The organism is Hoeflea sp. AS60 (assembly GCF_038900115.1).
Lineage (GTDB): Bacteria > Pseudomonadota > Alphaproteobacteria > Rhizobiales > Rhizobiaceae > Hoeflea.
The window spans coordinates 1-16787 of sequence record NZ_JBBMQP010000006.1; the positions used below are offsets into that span (position 1 = coordinate 1).

At 58.3% G+C, this 16787-nt stretch carries 12 protein-coding genes; 6 read left to right on the forward strand and 6 right to left on the reverse strand.

Features of this window, described 5'->3' with window-relative positions; genetic code table 11:
- The first annotated feature begins 381 nt into the window (after positions 1 to 381).
- Positions 382 to 1560 (forward strand): SAM-dependent methyltransferase, encoded by a 1179-nt coding sequence (locus WNZ14_RS21920; protein ID WP_342870826.1) that lies wholly within the window; start codon positions 382 to 384, stop codon positions 1558 to 1560.
- 36 nt (positions 1561 to 1596) lie between these two features.
- On the opposite strand, the gene WNZ14_RS21925 is transcribed toward WNZ14_RS21920, so the two are convergent.
- From WNZ14_RS21925 to WNZ14_RS21940, 4 genes are all read right to left on the reverse strand, one after another.
- Positions 1597 to 2529 (reverse strand): flagellin, encoded by a 933-nt coding sequence (locus WNZ14_RS21925; protein WP_342870827.1) that lies wholly within the window; start codon positions 2527 to 2529, stop codon positions 1597 to 1599.
- 326 nt (positions 2530 to 2855) lie between these two features.
- A complete protein-coding gene (locus WNZ14_RS21930; RefSeq protein WP_342870828.1) occupies positions 2856 to 4208 on the reverse strand; it encodes an HD domain-containing phosphohydrolase in 1353 nt (450 codons plus the stop codon).
- Positions 4209 to 4396: 188 nt separating this feature from the next.
- Positions 4397 to 5056, reverse strand: a complete 660-nt coding sequence (locus WNZ14_RS21935; protein ID WP_342870829.1) for a hypothetical protein — start codon at positions 5054 to 5056, stop codon at positions 4397 to 4399.
- 136 nt (positions 5057 to 5192) lie between these two features.
- On the reverse strand, positions 5193 to 8231 hold the full coding sequence (locus WNZ14_RS21940; RefSeq protein ID WP_342870830.1) for a PAS domain-containing protein: 3039 nt from the start codon (positions 8229 to 8231) through the stop codon (positions 5193 to 5195).
- 657 nt (positions 8232 to 8888) lie between these two features.
- Here WNZ14_RS21940 and WNZ14_RS21945 point away from each other — a divergent pair.
- The 5 genes from WNZ14_RS21945 (at position 8889) to WNZ14_RS21965 (ending at position 15624) form a co-directional block, all read left to right on the forward strand.
- The gene (locus tag WNZ14_RS21945) at positions 8889 to 10202 is read left to right on the forward strand and encodes a hypothetical protein (protein WP_342870831.1); all 1314 of its coding nucleotides are present in this window, start codon (positions 8889 to 8891) and stop codon (positions 10200 to 10202) included.
- Positions 10203 to 10225: 23 nt separating this feature from the next.
- On the forward strand, positions 10226 to 11551 hold the full coding sequence (locus WNZ14_RS21950; protein ID WP_342870832.1) for a TIGR02594 family protein: 1326 nt from the start codon (positions 10226 to 10228) through the stop codon (positions 11549 to 11551).
- A gap of 170 nt (positions 11552 to 11721) precedes the next feature.
- Positions 11722 to 14616: an excinuclease ABC subunit UvrB gene (gene uvrB / locus WNZ14_RS21955; protein WP_342870833.1), complete on the forward strand. Its 2895-nt coding sequence runs from the start codon at positions 11722 to 11724 to the stop codon at positions 14614 to 14616.
- 277 nt (positions 14617 to 14893) lie between these two features.
- A complete protein-coding gene (locus tag WNZ14_RS21960; protein ID WP_342870834.1) occupies positions 14894 to 15043 on the forward strand; it encodes a hypothetical protein in 150 nt (49 codons plus the stop codon).
- A 266-nt stretch (positions 15044 to 15309) separates the two neighbouring features.
- On the forward strand, positions 15310 to 15624 hold the full coding sequence (locus WNZ14_RS21965; RefSeq protein WP_342870835.1) for a hypothetical protein: 315 nt from the start codon (positions 15310 to 15312) through the stop codon (positions 15622 to 15624).
- 158 nt (positions 15625 to 15782) lie between these two features.
- Here WNZ14_RS21965 and WNZ14_RS21970 read toward each other — a convergent pair whose 3' ends face one another.
- Complete coding sequence (locus WNZ14_RS21970; RefSeq protein ID WP_342870836.1) at positions 15783 to 15929, reverse strand: hypothetical protein; 147 nt, start codon at positions 15927 to 15929, stop codon at positions 15783 to 15785.
- Positions 15930 to 16172: 243 nt separating this feature from the next.
- A complete protein-coding gene (locus WNZ14_RS21975) occupies positions 16173 to 16523 on the reverse strand; it encodes a hypothetical protein (RefSeq protein WP_342870837.1) in 351 nt (116 codons plus the stop codon).
- Positions 16524 to 16787 lie beyond the last annotated feature (264 nt).

Genomic DNA, 16787 nt, shown 5'->3' on the forward strand with positions numbered 1-16787 from the left:
AAATTTGTTCGTCGTCTTGCTTGTCATAGACCCTACTTCTCACAAGTTGGGGTCTCCGGCAAACCCGGGGCGGTTCAGTGGTTCAAATTATCAACCACGGATGTGAGAGCCTTCAAGCGGCGAAGATTTCAATAGCAGGCCTTGAAAGGAGACTTTGGTGAACTCCTCTGCATTGATCAACTTGGGCTCCTTACTGCCCGTCGCTGCGGATGACACGAACGGCAGAAAAGGGCCAGCTGTGTCGATCAGGTCTCCCGAGCGCCGCGCACAGCCCGCCACCAAATCCACAAATCCCGATTTGCATCTCCGCCTCACACGGGTAGAAGGAACCCAACCGGGCCCGGTTTGCCCAAAACCCGCCCATTGCCCAAAGGAATGCCCTTGAACACCCCTGATCGCATCGAAGAACTGCTGACCGCCCTGGGCACCGCATTTGCGAGCGGATCACTGGTGCAGCTCAAGCTCGGAGGCTATCACGGCGATGAGCCGGATCTGAAGGCGGTGCTGGTCAAGAAGATCACGGTCAAGGGGGGCGACAAATACTCCTTCACCTACCGCTACAAGACCCGCGACACGATCAAGAATTTCGCGGAAGCAGAGGCGCTTGATTTGCTGCGCGCAGGTCTTGCGGGAGAATTCCGCAGCGCCCAGCTAGCGACCACCGAGTTCGACGTGATGTTCGAGCGCAACGGCGACAAGCAGCGCCTCAAGCGCACCGAGGCAAAGGGCCGCGAAGCACCCTCGACGGATCACAACCGGGCCAAGAACCGGCCGCTGACCGAGACCGACAAGCCCTGGCTCAAGGCGCTCGGCATCACGGGCAACAACGGCGCGGTGCGCCATGACGCGCAGGACAAGTTCCGCCAGATCAACAAGATGGTCGAGATCTTTGCGCCGCTGATCGCTGCGATCAAGTCGGAGAACCCGCTGATCGTCGATATGGGTGCGGGCAAGGGCTATCTCGATTTCGCGCTGTATGACTATCTCGCCAATGTCGCCAAACACCCGGCCCGCATTGTCGGCGTAGAGCTGCGCGAGCAACTGGTGACGGATGGCAATGCCACGGCCAAGGCCTCAGGCTTTGGTGGGCTCAGCTTTCAGGCCGGCACCATCATGGAGTTTGACGCTGGCAAGGCCGACGCGGTGATTGCGCTGCATGCCTGCGACACGGCGACCGATGATGCGATCTTCAAGGGCATCAGCGCCGGGGCCTCGCTGATTGCTGTCGCGCCCTGCTGCCACAAGCAGGTCCGCCGCCAGATGGAAGCGGGACAGGCGGACGCGACGCTTGATCCGATGCTGCGCCACGGCATCTTCCTCGAGCGCCAGGCCGAGATGATCACCGACACGCTCCGCGCGCTGCTCCTGGAGCTCAATGGCTACAAGACAAAGGTGTTTGAGTTCGTTTCCGATGCGCACACGCCGAAAAACAATCTGATTGTCGCCGAGAAGGATGGCCGTGCGGGCCGCGACCGCGATGCGGTGGAAAAGCAGATCACCGAGATCAAGGCCATGTTCGGCATCGAGCAGCATTATCTCGAAGGACTGCTCGACGTTTAACGCTGCGGCGCGTTCACGCCCACGCCGTCTGTTCGGCTATCTGAACAGCAGCAGGATCATGTCGGTCTGGGAATTGGCGATGGACAGGGCCTGGAGGGCCAACTGTTTTTGGGTCTGCAGTGCTTTCAACCGGGTTGATTCCTCGGCCATGTCCGCGTCTACCAGTCTGCCAAGCGCTTTCTTGGATACTTCAATCAGCGTCCTGGTAAAGGCTTCCTGCCTTTCAATGCCACTTGCCTTGACCCCGAGCAGCGCATTGGCATCAATCAGATCCCGTTCCATGTCGTCTATGGCCTGAAGCATGCCACTCAACTCGTCGGCAGTGGTGTTGGCGTCGAGCGTGATCTGCTTTGCCGTTCCTGCGGTTCCCGAACCGAGCAGATAGAATATTTCCGCAGAACCGCCGGCGGTGGTGACAGCGCGATCTTTTGTCAGGAGGCCGTTGCTGTTGTTGCCGGGGTCGATCAGCGTCGTCTGGCCCTTGTCGACCTCGATATAGCCAACACTTGTAAAGCCCCCGTAGTCCTTGATCGAGGCCGGCATGGAGATGATCTCGGGCGAGCCATAGAGCCAGTTCTGACCATTGAAGGAGGAACTTTGCGCGACATTTTTCAGTTGAGCTTTCAGCTCGTCGAGTTCCTTGTTGATCTTTGTCTTGTCCACTCCGGGTTCGCTTGCAAGCACCAGCTTGGCCTTGATTTCGGCGGCAAGGTCGACTGCCTGGCTCATGCCGGCCGAGGCAATATCGGTCATGGCGCCGGACAGGCCCAGCGCGTCGACTACGGCCCCCTTGGCCTTGATGTCGGAACGCAAGGTGGTTGCAATCGACCAATAAGCGGCATTGTCCGACGCATCGTTGACCCGCAATCCGGTCGAAAGCCGCCGCATCGTGGTTTCCATCTGCGCATCAATCTGCCTCAGCGTGGCAAGCGCAGTCATGGCTGAGCGATTTGTGTGAATGCTGGACATCGACGCGCATTCCAGATGTGGAAAAGGTTTAGGTCATGAAAATTCTACCTGCAATTGTAGGTATGCAAAGCTTAACAACTCCTGAATATCTGCGCTAAGTCGTTTGAGCCAAAGGGTTATATCGTCTGACTCGAACAGGAAACCACGCAAATTTTATGGTTTTCTGAGAGGCTTGCTGAAGCGACTCAACCTAAATAGACGCAGCGCAAGACCGGCTGTTGCAAGCAGATCCGTCATGCGCTGGAAGCTGGCAGGCTGAAAAGGAGCTTGACGCGATGCTGCGCCCAAGCGCCAACCATTTCGGTGGAGTGGTTGTTCACTGCGGTTCAGGCGGCTCGCAACATGCGGTCGAGGGTGCTCTTGAGGGCCTCGACACAGTCGCCGTCCAGCGCTGTGCCGGCATCCGACTGAAGGATCGCCAGAGCCTTGTCGGTCGGCATTGCAGCACGGTAGGGGCGGTCGGCAGTCAGGGCATCGAAGATGTCGGCGACAGTGACGATACGCGTATCGAGATCAATATCGGCGGCTCCCAGACCAAACGGATAGCCTGTGCCGTTGAGCTTTTCGTGGTGTTTCTCAGCGATCGAGGCCGCGCCGGCGAAGGTCGGAATGCGCGACAGTATATCGGCACCGAGCGTCGGGTGAAGCTTCATCGCCGCCCACTCGTCGCCGTCGAGTTTGCCGGGCTTGTCGAGAACCAGGTTGGACACGCCCAGTTTGCCGATGTCGTGCAACAGCGCCGAGCGCGTCAGCGTGCGCCGGCGATCGGTGCCCAGTCCCATCTCGGCGGCAATCAGATCCGCCACCAGGGCCACGCGCTTGCTGTGGCCGCTGGTGAAGGGGCTCTTGGCATCAATCACCTGGGCGAAACCGTCGGCAATATCGTCAAGCAGGCTGTCGTCCATTTGCTGAACCCGATCGCCAGGCTCAAGGTCAAACACGCGTTGGTCAAGATCGGGTGCTTCGAGCCCTTCCCAAAATGCCGGGCTGTCGGCAATTGCCTCGAACGCTGCAACCAGGTGTGGATCAAACCATCTGCCCGAGCGTTTGCGCACCTCGGTGCGAGCGGCATGTGCACCCGTCGTTCGGTGGAACACGTCGACGACCTGTGCGATGAGCGCGATGCGGGCGTACAATGAGATTGACACGCCCTTGATCGCCATCGGCTGGCCGCGCCCGTCCCAATGTTCGTCAAGGTCAAGAATGCCGCGCGCGACAGGCTCGCTAAATCGCATTCGGCGGGCGATCTCGGCACCGCGCTCGCACCGCGTCTCGATGAGTTCGCGATCAATGGTTCCACTGTGCAAAGCGACGTGAATGAGGGTCTGAAGACGGTCCTTCAGCCCCGAGCTGACAGCCGTGTTCTCGGCAATGAAGTTCAGCAGTTGCGGAAGGCTGTTGTCGACCAGTTTCACATTGCGCTTGAAGTCATGGTCGCTGGTCACAAACAGCTTGCAGATGCGGGCGGCATTGCTGGAACAGCCCAGGTCCTTGAGCAGAAGCGTATAATAGAGATCGGACATTTCGCTGTCGGAGAGCCCGATAGCCTTGCCGATATGTGTTCCAATCCAGCAGCAGCGCACGCTGTGCCCCGCCGGCTGGCCATCTGTCAGATCAAGCGCATAACTCAGCGCGCTGACAACTTCCGCCAGCCGTAGCTGACTTTCTTCCTTGGCCACTGTATTCCAGGCTCCGTTTCCAGAGCCCATTATGCGAATAATTGTTAAAAAAGTGCTCGCATGCTTCCGCTTTTGCGGATGCAGCGAAGCCCGCCTGCGCGCACAAGTTTCAAGACGCAGGCTTGAAAAAGAACCGGACATTCTTTTTCAACCCATGCGCTTGAGCTGTTGTCTAATTCGTCGTTAGATCAGTTCGACTTCTTCAACAGGTCGCCGATCGCGTTGACCGCATTGCCAACATCGTCAATGGTCTTCTGCATCTTCTCGGCCTCGAGTTCTGCGTCTGTCTTTGGCCGGGCTGCTTCTTCCTCAGCCGCCTTCTGAGCTGCAGCCTTCTGCGCAGCCATGGCAGCTTCGTCCTCGGCAACCCTGGCCGCGGTTGCTTCGGCAGCCTTTTTCTCGGCTTCCAGCTCGGCGCGGACCTTTTCTTCAGCTTCAAGCTTGATCCGCGCCTCACGTTCGGCCTGGATCCGCAGCGCCTCATCGGCCTGCAGCTTTTCAAACTTGTCGTTTTCGAGCGCAGCCTTGGCGGCGGCTTCGGCGTCGGCGGCCTGCTTGGCGGCTGCAGCTGCTGCGGCCTTCTTTTCGGCTTCGAGCTCGGCGCGGACCTTCTCCTCGGCCTCGAGCTTGATCCGGGCTTCCCGCTCTGCCTTCGCCTTCAACTCGGCGTCTTCCTTGGCTTGGGCTTCAGCCTTGGCCTTTGCTGCAGCTTCCGCAGCCTTCTGCGTGTCAGCCTCCGTCACCGCAGGGGTTGTCGCGGCGTCGGTCTTGGCTTCGTCCTTCTTGTCGTCGCTGCAAGCAGCGAGCACGAGTGCGAGCGATGTCACGGTCAGGATTTTGCGGATCATGTCGGGGTCCTTAAGCTGTTTGTCTCGGCCGGGAACGTGCTCCGACCATCTGTGTCTGCCCTGTCGAGCACACCGGTGCTGAATGTTTGGTTAACGGGGCGTTAATGTCCCGTTCATGTCGGGTGCGCCTCGGCTGCTAAAGGGCGCGGTCCAGCGCGGTTTTCAGCGAATCGTCGGAGTAGGGTTTGGTCAGCAGCACGGCACCACCTTCGGCGCCATCGGGGAGCTGGCTCTCACCGGTGGCAAAGACGATGCCGATATCGGGCTTCATCTGCCGCAGCCTTCGGGCCAGTTCGCCGCCCTTCATGTCGGGCAGGCCGACATCGGTGACGAGGATGTCAAACGCCTGTGCGGCTGCCGCCTTCAGCGCCTCGCCAGCCGTGCCGGCCTCAATGACTGCATGGCCCATATCTTCCAGCATGTCAGCGGTGTTGATGCGGATCAGCGCCTCGTCCTCAACCAGCAGCACGGTCAGTTTCCGCTGCTCCGGAATGGCGTTTTGCTGTTCCACCGGAGCGGCGCTCATATCGACCGTTGGTTTCTGGGGCACGGGCTGCGAACTTTGCTTCTGATTGGCGATGAGGTGGCGGATCCGGCCGTCGAGAGCCTCGCGGGTGTAGGGCTTGGAGAGCAGCTCGACCCCGGCATCCAGCGTGCCGCCATGAACAATTGAATTTTCGGTGTAGCCGGAGGTGAACAGCACCACGAGGCCGGGGTTGCGAGCCTTGGCGAGTTTGGCCATCTCCGGACTTTTCAGCTTTCCGGGCATCACAACATCGGTGAACAGGACATCGACCGGCATGCCGCTTTCAATCACGGCGAGGCCGCTCTGGGCGTCACGCGCAGTCAGCACGCGGTAGCCGAGATCACTCAGCGTTGCCACAACTGTGGCGCGGACGTCGTCATCATCCTCGACCACGAGAATTGTCTCGGTTCCACCCTTGGCCGGGCCCGATGGAACCACTTCATTGTGTTCCTCGTCGCCAAGGGCACGGGGCAGGTAAAGCTTGACCGTCGTGCCGTGGCCCGGTTCGCTGTAGATGTTGATATGACCGCCCGATTGCTTGACAAAGCCGTAGACCATCGACAGCCCCAGGCCGGTGCCCTTGCCTTCGGGTTTGGTCGAAAAGAACGGCTCGAACACCTGCTCGAGCGTATCCTCGTCCATGCCGGTTCCGGTGTCGGTGACGGCGAGCAGGACATAATTGCCGCTGCTGACGTCATCAAAACCCGCAGTGTATGTGTCGTCTAGCCGCGCGTTGGAAGCCTCGATCGTCAGCTTGCCTGTGCCATCCATTGCGTCGCGGGCATTGATGGCCAGGTTGAGAAGCGCATTCTCCACCTGGGTCGGGTCGGCCGATGTATTCCAGAGCCCTTCGGCGATGACCACTTCGATCTCGATGCTTTCGCCGATGGAGCGGCGCAGAAGGTCATCCATGCCATGCACAAACCGACCGACATTGATCACCTTGGGTTCGAGTGGCTGACGTCGGCTGAAGGCGAGCAGCTGGCTTGCCAGCTTTGCGCCGCGATCAACACCCGCAAGGGCATTCTTGACCCGGGTTTCCGCGCGTTCGTTGCCGGTAACATCCTTGCCCAGCAATTGCAGGTTCCCGGCCACGACCTGAAGCAGATTGTTGAAATCATGGGCGACACCGCCGGTCAGCTTGCCAATGGTTTCCATCTTCTGCGACTGCTGCAGCGCCTTTTGTGATTGCACAAGTTCTTCGGTGCGTTCGTCGATGCGATGTTCAAGAGTGGCGTTGAGCTCTGCCAGTGCTGCTTCATTGAGTTTGGCGTGCTCGATGTCGGTGTTGCTTCCAACCCAGCGACGCACCTTGCCGTTCTCGTGCTTCACCGGCATTGCACGCACAAGATGCCAGCGGTAGTCGCCGTCATGGCGCCTGATGCGAAACTCGGTCTGGTAGACCTCGCCGTTTTCCACGGCATCTGCCCAGGCGGCAGCGGCGCCTGGCAAATCTTCGGGATGAACGATGCCTGCCCAGCCTTCGCCCTTCAGTTTCTCCGCTGTTTCGCCGCTGTAGGCCAGGACGCGGTCGTTGAGCCAGTCGATCTTGCCATCGGGGGTGGCGGTCCAGATGTGATTGAGAAGCGATTGCGACAGGGACCTGAATTCTTCCTCGCTTGCCTTCAGCGCCAGTTCGGCTTCCTTGTTTTTGGTGACGTCGGTGAACAGAACCGCGACATTGTCGCTGCCGACGCCATCAATCGGAAAAGCCTGGATCTGGAACCAGCGGTCGTCGAGCTCGCTTGCGGCGCTTTCGGCGTTGACGGTCTCGCCGGTGCGCGCCACCTTGCCGTAGAGGTCAAACCAGTACTGCTCGTGGTTGGGCGCAATGTCCCGGCGAATCCGCTTGCCGATCGGGTCTTCAATGCCGGTGTGTTTAGGGAAGGCCTTGTTGGCTTCGATAAATTCATAATCGACCGGCTTGCCGTCCTCGTCCCAGATCATGCGGATGACGCAGAAGCCGGATTCGAGGTTTTCGAAAAGATTGCGGTAGCGCTCTCTTTGTGCCTGCGCTTCGATTTCAGCTTTCCTGCGGGCACTGACGTCGAACAGCACCCCCGGAAACCGGTCCGGCTTGCCGCGAACGCCCTTGACCAGCTTTCCCTGGGCCAGAACATGAGAGATCGCGCCATCGGACCGTCGCACCCGGAATTCGCTGCTGTAGGCGTCACCGGTCTCGACTGTGCGGACAATCTCGGCTGCGACCCGTGCGCGGTCATCCTGATGGATCCGGTTGATGAACTCCTCGAGCGGCAGGCCTTTTTCGGCGCGTTCGGGGTCGAGGCCGAAGCTCTCGGTAAACCGGCCATCGGTAAAAATCAGGTCCTGGGAGACATCCCAGTTCCATGCGCCGATGACATCTGAATTGGTCATAGTCAGGTCGAGTCGCTCCAGCAGATGCTCGGTATGCGAACTCCGCAGCGCCACGACGCGGCCTGCATCAGGCGTCGGCACCGTAACTGAATCAAGATCCATCGGGCCGCTCGAGCCAATGAAAAAGCCCCGCTCATCAAAGATCTCGCTGTAGGGGTGGCCGACAATCTCTTCGGCTTTCCACCCCAACAACCGCCGGGCCCCGTCGCTCCAGCCGGTGATTACACCTTCGGCGTCAAGAAAGATAAGGGGAGCGGAAAGTGTTGTGTCCATGATGATGTCTTTGTCACTCAGATAGCACTGGATGGCGGGATGACGCCAATACCCGGGTCCGCATGAATTGTCACCTGTATCTACCATATCCGGACACGAAGCCTAGACGGATAATTGGGGGATAGGGGAGGTGGGGCTCGGGCGGTAGTCACAGGGTCAAGGGTCGACAAGTTGTCGGACCTGCCATCACCGCAGATGCCTGATCGCAACAGTCGCGTTTTCGCCGGTTCCGCCGAGAAGGCTCGCCAAGTGAACAATGCGCACCGGACCGAAGGTTCAACTTGGGAAGCCAGTCTGGTTTCAATGGTATTGCCGATTTAATGAATGCAGATCAGCGTTCACGACATATATAAATGCTGTTCGGTTTCGTTTTCCAAGAGTGTAATTGATTGAATGAATGTTCATTTATTTGACTGGAATTAACAAATTTTCATGTGTAAATAACATGTTAGATTGAGGTTTTGTGGTACATATGTCCGTATCAATATATTTTAGTTAAATGATGTTGTTCAAACTGAAATATGCGGATTGACTCAAATATTGGTTGTGCGCCCTAATGCTGAACTAATTCTGAGTCTATTTGAGATTGGGCGCGCTGTGTATGCGATCAATACCGTTTCCGGGGTTTGTGCGTGGCTGAGTGGCAATTTGGCCCGAATGATGCTGTTTATTTCAATAGTGTTTGTGGTTGCCGGCTGTACAGAACCCACCGTGCGGAATTATGCAAATGCAATTGGCCCGGAGCTTTACGCGTCATCTACCGTAAAGAACACTCGGTTGTTGGAGATATACTCGTCGAATCTCTGCTACCAAGCATCGCTTCCGACGACAGCGGTTGGAAGCAATACGGCCTACGGGTGTAACTTTGCCGGGTTCATGCCAGCGACTTGGAAGTCGTTTGTTGAGATGGGTGTTTACGACATCGACCGGCGCTGCGACGCCTTCCTTGAATCACTCTACTACAAGGAAAAATCGCGCGGGCCTATCCTTCGCCAGATTACCAATACAAGCACCGTTACGCGGGAAATACTTAACATCGCCGCGGCCTCAAATTCTTCGATACGGATTGTCGCGGCGGCTTTTGACTTCGCGTCAAACTCGTTCAGCAATGTTCGCAACGGGCTCTTGGATGCGCTTGACCAGACCACTGTCAAGTCGCTGGTTTACGGACGCCAGAAGAAGCTGAAAGAGGAAATTGCGGGACTCACGATTTCTTCCAAACCGGCCGCACTGAATGCTCTGCGCGCCTATCTACGAGTCTGCATGCCGTTCACCATCGAAATGGAAGCGAACTCGATTCTGACGACTGTGCAAAAGACTGGCACTCAGGGTGAGTCTCTAATAAATGCTTCGGCGCTAAAAATCCCAAGAGCAGAGGAGAAAATTGTACGGGATAGCGCCCCTACCGGAACAAAGAATGCATCAAACAAAATTGAAGCTGCGCTATCACCACTGCAAGTTAGGCATATTCAGAGAGTGTTATGTGTTGGTGAGGATGCCGACTACGGTAAGCCCGGTTCCTCTGCTGAGACACGGAGAGCTATTTCAAATTTCAAGCTGGGAGCGAAGACGCAAAATCCTGTAAAAACGGCAAATTTCACTTCTGATGATAAGCTGAATAAAATTGTTGAACGATCACTCATACTTGATGCAGTCACGAACTTTAATATCGCTAACAGGACTTCATGTCAGGACGCCGGACTGAAGAGTTCGTTCGAAGCTGGGTTGTTCACAATTGATGGAGTGGATGAAGTTGTGACCCTTATCCGAACAGAAATTATTGAAAGTGCTGCTCAAGATGGTAAAATAAGTAAGAAAGAGAAAGATGAGCTTTTATCTCTTGATGTTGCCGGTCTTGATGAAAACTTCAGAAGAATTACGAAATTACTGAGAGAACAATATTCTCTTGAAGGAAAAGAAGGTATTGTAGATATTGATTTTATGACAAAAGTCGTTGGTTCTGGAAACTAAAATGGATGTATTAGGAGGGGATTGTGCCAGCATTTGTTAAAAAGGGATTCCTGCTTAGAAACATGGATGGGTCATTTGTTTCCCCCAAGGTCAAAGCATTCGTTAATCTTCCAGTTAAAGTGCTGGCAGAAAATGGCAATTTCCTGAATGTTGAATTACTGTTTCCTTCTGGCAAGGTGGAAGGTTATGCACCTAAATTACACATAAACACAACCGGAGTTCCGGATGATGTCGTCACCGCTATAGATCCGATTTCATTCGCGGAGCGTTGTTTTGTTGCCGCGCGCACTGATGGATCCAATGCATATTATCTTTTTGCAGTTGCGGTTGTCGAAAGCGGGTTGAAGAACATCCCTAGCTCGAGCAGCTCTTCGACTGCATTTGGACCATTTCAAATATTAGAAAATACATGGGAAAGTTATATAAACAAGTATGACGAATTTGGGTACGTGACCATGGATCGCTATGATCCGCTTCGGCAATGTGATGTTGCTGCGAAAATATCAGTTGAAGCGATCGAAGAACTTACTCCCATTCTGCCTGATGGACCTTCGGATAATGCAGGCCGCTTACCTACGCACACAGAGTTGTATCTTGCACATTTTTTGGGTGTGAGAGGTGCAAAAGTTGCTTTGCGAGCTGAGGCGGACAGGGAGCGGCAAATTCGAGATGTTCTTGTCGAGATTTATAATAATTCGGCCGACCCTGCTGGGAAAGCCGATCAAATTATCAGTGCGAATCCAGGACTTTTAACTCAGAATGGGCAACCTTTGTCCCTAAATGCAATTTTGGATCGTATTGCTGACAAGATGAATGCCGCTTTTCAGTCAGCTGCCGAAGCCTTTATGGCGCTTCCAGACGGGATTAGGCTTTCATCGCCGCTCCAATCATCGGGTTCCACGCCGTGGATGGATCTTGCGAATGCGGAAGAAGCAAAGCCAGTGATTGAAATTAGAGGGAGCGGCGGCAGCAATCCCGAGGTGGAAAAATATTTCGAAGCGACGTCAATTGGGAGCCAAGATGATGATACCGCATGGTGTGCGGCGTTCATTTCCTGGTGTTTGGTAAATTGCGGGGACAATGCCGCAAAACAGAGTTCAATTGCATCAGCGAGAGCTGCCGATTGGATTAAATGGGGCAAGAAAATCGAAAAGCCGGAATTTGGTTGTATTGCTATATTGCATCCGTTTAGCCCCAAGTCTTCTGGTCATGTAGGTTTCATAATTGACGCAAATAATACGCACATCCGTCTTCTCGGCGGCAATCAAGGTATTCCGGGCAAGAACGCTGATGGCGTATGCGCCAAGGACTATCCGTTATCTAAAGTGAGAGCGTGGAGAGCTCTTTAAGTGGTAGGTTTTTTAAAGAGGTTTGGGCCGAAACCGTTTTGCCTGATGCTCACAAACTTTATGCATTTTGCCTCTCCTCCTGACATCCGCTGTCAGCATCAACCATTTTCCACGACCATTTGCCCTGCAGGCCTCTTTCTTTCGCCACGGACTCTGCCCATATTGCCGAGATGGCAAAATCTCCTGCAAAATCCTCCCGCTCGGACGGGTCCGAGTTCGACAGCGATGACTTCGATGGTTTCGAGGAAGCGCCGCAGCCGTCCCTGACCGGCGCGCCGGCATCCGGCTCGATCGCCGGCTGGGCCGCCGACTTGGCCAAGGAAGCCGAGCTCGACGCGGTCAAGGCAAGGCGCAAGGCGGAGAATAGAGAGATTCGCTCGCAGGCCGGCAAGCACCGGCGCAAGGCGGGCCAGCTCAGTGCCGAGGAGGCCGCGGCACTGCCGCCGAAGGGCAAGGCCAAGAAGACAGCTGCAAAATCCGGCGACACCAAATCCGCGCGTGGCACTTCCATCGGCTCCAGCAACAATCCGCGCGACCGCGCCGCCGCAGGGCTCAATGCGGTGGCCGGGCTCGATATGTCGATGGAGGAGGCGGAGGCGTCCGGCGCAACCTCGGCCAACACCGCTACCGTGCAGGCGCTGTCGGATCTGATCGAGAGCGGCAATCCGCTGTTCAAGAACGGCAAGACCTGGACGCCGCACCGTCCGGCGCGACCGGAGAAGTCCGAAGGCGGCATGGCCTTGCGGATGGCCACCGAATACAAGCCCGCAGGCGACCAGCCGACGGCGATTGCCGATCTTGTCGCCGGCGCCAACGAGAACGAGCGCAACCAGGTGCTGCTCGGCGTTACCGGCTCGGGCAAGACCTTCACCATGGCCAAGGTGATCGAGGAGACGCAGCGTCCCGCCGTCATCCTGGCGCCGAACAAGACGCTGGCAGCCCAGCTTTATTCCGAGTTCAAGAACTTCTTCCCCGACAACGCCGTCGAGTATTTCGTCTCCTATTACGATTACTACCAGCCCGAGGCCTACGTGCCGCGCACCGACACCTTCATCGAGAAGGAGTCGACCATCAACGAGCAGATCGACCGGATGCGCCACTCGGCCACCCGCGCGCTGATGGAGCGTGACGACGTCATCATCGTGGCTTCGGTCTCGTGCATCTACGGTATCGGCTCTGTGGAAACCTACACCGCCATGACCTTCCAGATGGCGGTCGGCGACCGCATCGACCAGCGCCAGCTGCTGGCCGACCTGGTGGCGCAGCAATACAAGCGCCGCGACATGGATTTCCAGCGCGGCTCGTTCCGTGTTCGGGGCGACACCATCGAGCTGTTCCCGGCCCACCTTGAGGACATGGCCTGGCGGATCTCGATGTTCGGCGACGAGATCGAGTCCATCTCCGAGTTCGATCCGCTGACCGGGCACAAGACCGGCGACCTCAAGAGCGTCAAGATCTACGCCAACTCGCACTATGTCACGCCGCGCCCGACGCTCAATCAGGCCACCAAGCATATCCGCGAGGAGCTCAAGCACCGCCTTGCCGAACTCGAAGCCTCGGGCCGGCTGATCGAGGCGCAGCGGCTGGAGCAGCGCACGCGGTTTGACCTTGAAATGCTCGAGGCCACTGGCGTCTGCCAGGGCATCGAGAACTATTCGCGCTATCTCACCGGCCGCGCTCCCGGCGAACCGCCGCCGACACTGTTCGAATACATCCCCGACAACGCGCTTCTGTTCATCGACGAGAGCCATGTCTCGATACCGCAGATCGGCGGCATGTATCGCGGCGACTTTCGGCGCAAGGCGACGCTGGCCGAATATGGCTTCCGGCTGCCGTCCTGCCTCGACAACCGCCCGTTGCGCTTCGAGGAATGGGACGCGATGCGGCCCTCCACCGTCGCGGTTTCCGCCACCCCGGGCAACTGGGAGATGGAAGCCGCCGGCGGTGTCTTCGCCGAGCAGGTGATCCGCCCCACCGGGCTGATCGACCCGCCGGTCGAGGTGCGTCCGGCGCGCGCCCAGGTCGACGATGTGCTGGGTGAAATCCGCGCCACCGCGCAGGCCGGTTACCGCACGCTGTGCACCGTGCTGACCAAGCGCATGGCCGAAGACCTGACCGAATATCTGCACGAGCAGGGTGTTCGCGTGCGCTACATGCACAGTGATATCGACACTCTGGAGCGGATCGAGATCATCCGCGACCTGCGCCTCGGCGCCTTCGACGTGCTGATCGGCATCAACCTGCTGCGCGAGGGGCTCGACATCCCGGAATGCGGGCTTGTCGCCATTCTCGACGCCGACAAGGAAGGGTTTTTGCGCTCCGAGACCTCGCTGATCCAGACCATCGGCCGCGCCGCGCGTAACGTCGACGGCAAGGTCATCCTCTACGCCGACAAGATAACCGGCTCAATGGAACGCGCCATGGAGGAAACTTCACGGCGCCGGGCCAAGCAGGAGGAATACAACACCGAGCACGGCATCACGCCGGAATCGGTCAAGGCGCACATCTCCGACATTCTCGATTCGGTCTACGAGCGCGACCATGTCCGCGCCTCGATTTCCGCGCCCGGTGGCAAGGGCGGGGCCAGGGACGAGGGCGCGCTGGTCGGCGCCAATCTCAAGGCGCATCTCGAAGCGCTCGAAAAGCAGATGCGCGACGCCGCTGCCGACCTCGATTTCGAAACCGCCGCCCGCCTGCGCGACGAGGTCAAGCGGCTCAAGGCCGTCGAGCTCGAGCTGATGGACGACCCGATGGCGCGCGATTCCGGCGTCGAGAACACCAAGGCCTCGCGCAAGGCCACCGCCACCGGCAAGCCGATGCGCGGGCCGAGCAAGGAGCCCAACCCGGACATCATGCGCAACCGGGAATCGTCCTATTTCCGCAAGAACGATCTCGACGAGATGACCGTCGGTCGCACCGAAAAACCCATGCCCGGCAAGCTGCCCTCCAAGCCTGACGACCCGATCGTCAAGCGCGGCAAGGTCGGCGCCGGCAGTTACGAAGACCCGGCAGATGCGGCGCGGCAGAAGCGCCGTCCGGGGAAAACCGGGCGTCCGGGGCGGTAGCGGCACGTCGTCTCTCCCCTTGTGGGAGAGAAAGCGATTTCAGCGCCTTGGCTGCAGCCAAGTGCTGGAAATCGCAAGTGAGGGGGATGGTTGGAAGGTGGCATTCGCTCCGACCCCCTCACCAACAAAATCTGAGGTTTAGCCTGCGGCTAAGCCCTCGATTTTGTATCCTCTCCCACCGAGGGAAAGGAGGGCCGCCCGCCAATTCCGCTTCCCCGCCGGCCAAACCGTGCTACACACCGGCGCACGCAATTCTGCAGCTCCCAGGAACACCCGCATGTCCCGCAATACGCTCTATATCGTCATCGCCATCGCCATCGTCGTCGTCGGCGCTGCCATCATCGGCTACATGGTCTACCAGGACCAGCAGACCACCGGCGTCGAGATCAAGATCGGCGACGGCGGCATTTCGATTCAGGAGAAATAGTCCGGCGGATTTCCAGGCGTCGACTTCTCTCCGACCCGAGGCAAGTAGCGCGCTGCAGCCCGACGCCTTCGGGCTCACCGGATGCGCGCCAGCCGGGTAGTGTCGCCACCTGCGGTTAGCGCGGTTTGCGGCTTGCCCCGGGGGGCGAATGACCCGCATTTGAGTCAAATCCCGGCCTTTCGGTTTACCCGCGCCCAACAGCGCAGGCGATAGACTTGCGGCACAAGCCTGATGCAAGTCACCAGCCGCAAAGGAGTGCATGTGCGATGTCCGCCAGCATGATCAGATTGCCCGTCCCGATGTCCGCCACGATGGTCACTCCGTCGCGTGCCGCTGCCGGGTCTGTCGCCTATGGCGAGGCAGGCAGCGGTGCGCTCGAACAGCCCGCCGGTGCGGTGCAGGCAGCGATCCCGCATGTGCGCCCGGCCTGGCCGGATCCCGGCACCATCAACCTGGCCGGCGAACTGCTTGATCTGAGCATGACCACCATGGCCTACACGGCCAGCATCGGCGTGCCGGATACCGGCGCCGACTTCTGGGCCATGCTGGCCACGGCGCTGCCCGAGGGCGAGCGGGACTGAAGCGCTCTGCATTTCATCAAACCCACACAGGACGCTTTGACACCTGAACCGGCCGCATATGTCTTGTCCTGAATCGCTTCCGATTTAAGACATCATACAGGAGAGCCGCCCGTTGCCTCGCCGCATGGCGCGGAGACTTGCGGCACCGGGCCTTGCGCTCAATGGCAGTGCACGGAGCCGGCCTTCTTGTCCATGTGGCAGCATTGGCCGGGCGGCGAGCTCTTGCGGCAACCGCCGCCATGGGCAAAGGCCATGCTGGTCGACATCAGTGATAGAAGCGCCAGAAGTGCAATGACAGTTTTCATCTCAATCCCCCATGTCCGTTATGGACAGGCGCACACTCCCATCTGCATCCAGTGGTTTCAATGGATGATTGATGTCGTGCTTAACGGGTGGGGCGGGTCTGGCGGGCGGGCCTGAAATGAGGGCTTCCTGAGCCCGGCCAGGATGCTGCCGCAGACGCGGCAAACGCGGCGTCGGTCGCAGCACCCCCGAACCTGTCCACCACCGCTTGCGGCAGCATCCGGGTCCGGGAGCGCTAATGTCAGCTAGGCGCTGATGTCGAGCGCGTCGAGGCAGGTTTCAGCCAGGGCGCGGTCGGGGTTTTCTTCACCCAGCGGGGTGGCCCAGCCGGATTTTTCGACAATGCCGCGCCGCTGGTAGGAATTGGCGGTCTTCAGTTCAGCCATCACGCCCTCTGCCATCGGGTCCTGCTTGGCATTCTCCAGGCAATAGGGCGTCAGCGCCGTGGCGACTGCAGCCGTCGATCCCTTGTCCGACATCTTCATGGCGGCGTCTGTTGTCATCCAGCCACCCCAGCTGAATCCGATGATCGCCAGGGCAATCGCACCGGCTCCCGCGCCCACGAGCGCAGGTTTCGTCCATTCGGGGATGTTCATGGTGGTGTCCAGTTCTTCAGTTCTACAAGCCCGCAGGATCGCGCACCGGATGTGTGCTTGTAGCACACTCGTCAGGACCCGGGGGGATTGTTTGCCGGATGCGGGGTGCCGCTGATTTCCCCCGCAAGGGGGGAGATCACTGGTGCAAGCAACTCCCTCCGTCGTCATCCTCGGGCCCCGACCCGAGGATCCATTCCGTAATGTCTCCAGCAACTGTGGCCGAGGAAGGATCACGGCATGGATCCTCGGCTCGGAGGCCGAGGA

Excerpts from the sequence above, each read along its gene's own strand:
- WNZ14_RS21940 (WP_342870830.1), bottom strand. The coding sequence starts at position 8,231 with ATGGACACAACACTTTCCGCTCCCCTTATCTTTCTTGACGCCGAAGGT.
- WNZ14_RS21945 (WP_342870831.1), top strand. The coding sequence starts at position 8,889 with ATGATGCTGTTTATTTCAATAGTGTTTGTGGTTGCCGGCTGTACAGAA.
- uvrB (WP_342870833.1), top strand. The coding sequence starts at position 11,722 with ATGGCAAAATCTCCTGCAAAATCCTCCCGCTCGGACGGGTCCGAGTTC.
- WNZ14_RS21935 (WP_342870829.1), bottom strand. The coding sequence starts at position 5,056 with ATGATCCGCAAAATCCTGACCGTGACATCGCTCGCACTCGTGCTCGCT.
- WNZ14_RS21970 (WP_342870836.1), bottom strand. The coding sequence starts at position 15,929 with ATGAAAACTGTCATTGCACTTCTGGCGCTTCTATCACTGATGTCGACC.
- WNZ14_RS21925 (WP_342870827.1), bottom strand. The coding sequence starts at position 2,529 with ATGTCCAGCATTCACACAAATCGCTCAGCCATGACTGCGCTTGCCACG.
- WNZ14_RS21965 (WP_342870835.1), top strand. The coding sequence starts at position 15,310 with ATGTCCGCCAGCATGATCAGATTGCCCGTCCCGATGTCCGCCACGATG.
- WNZ14_RS21960 (WP_342870834.1), top strand. The coding sequence starts at position 14,894 with ATGTCCCGCAATACGCTCTATATCGTCATCGCCATCGCCATCGTCGTC.
- WNZ14_RS21975 (WP_342870837.1), bottom strand. The coding sequence starts at position 16,523 with ATGAACATCCCCGAATGGACGAAACCTGCGCTCGTGGGCGCGGGAGCC.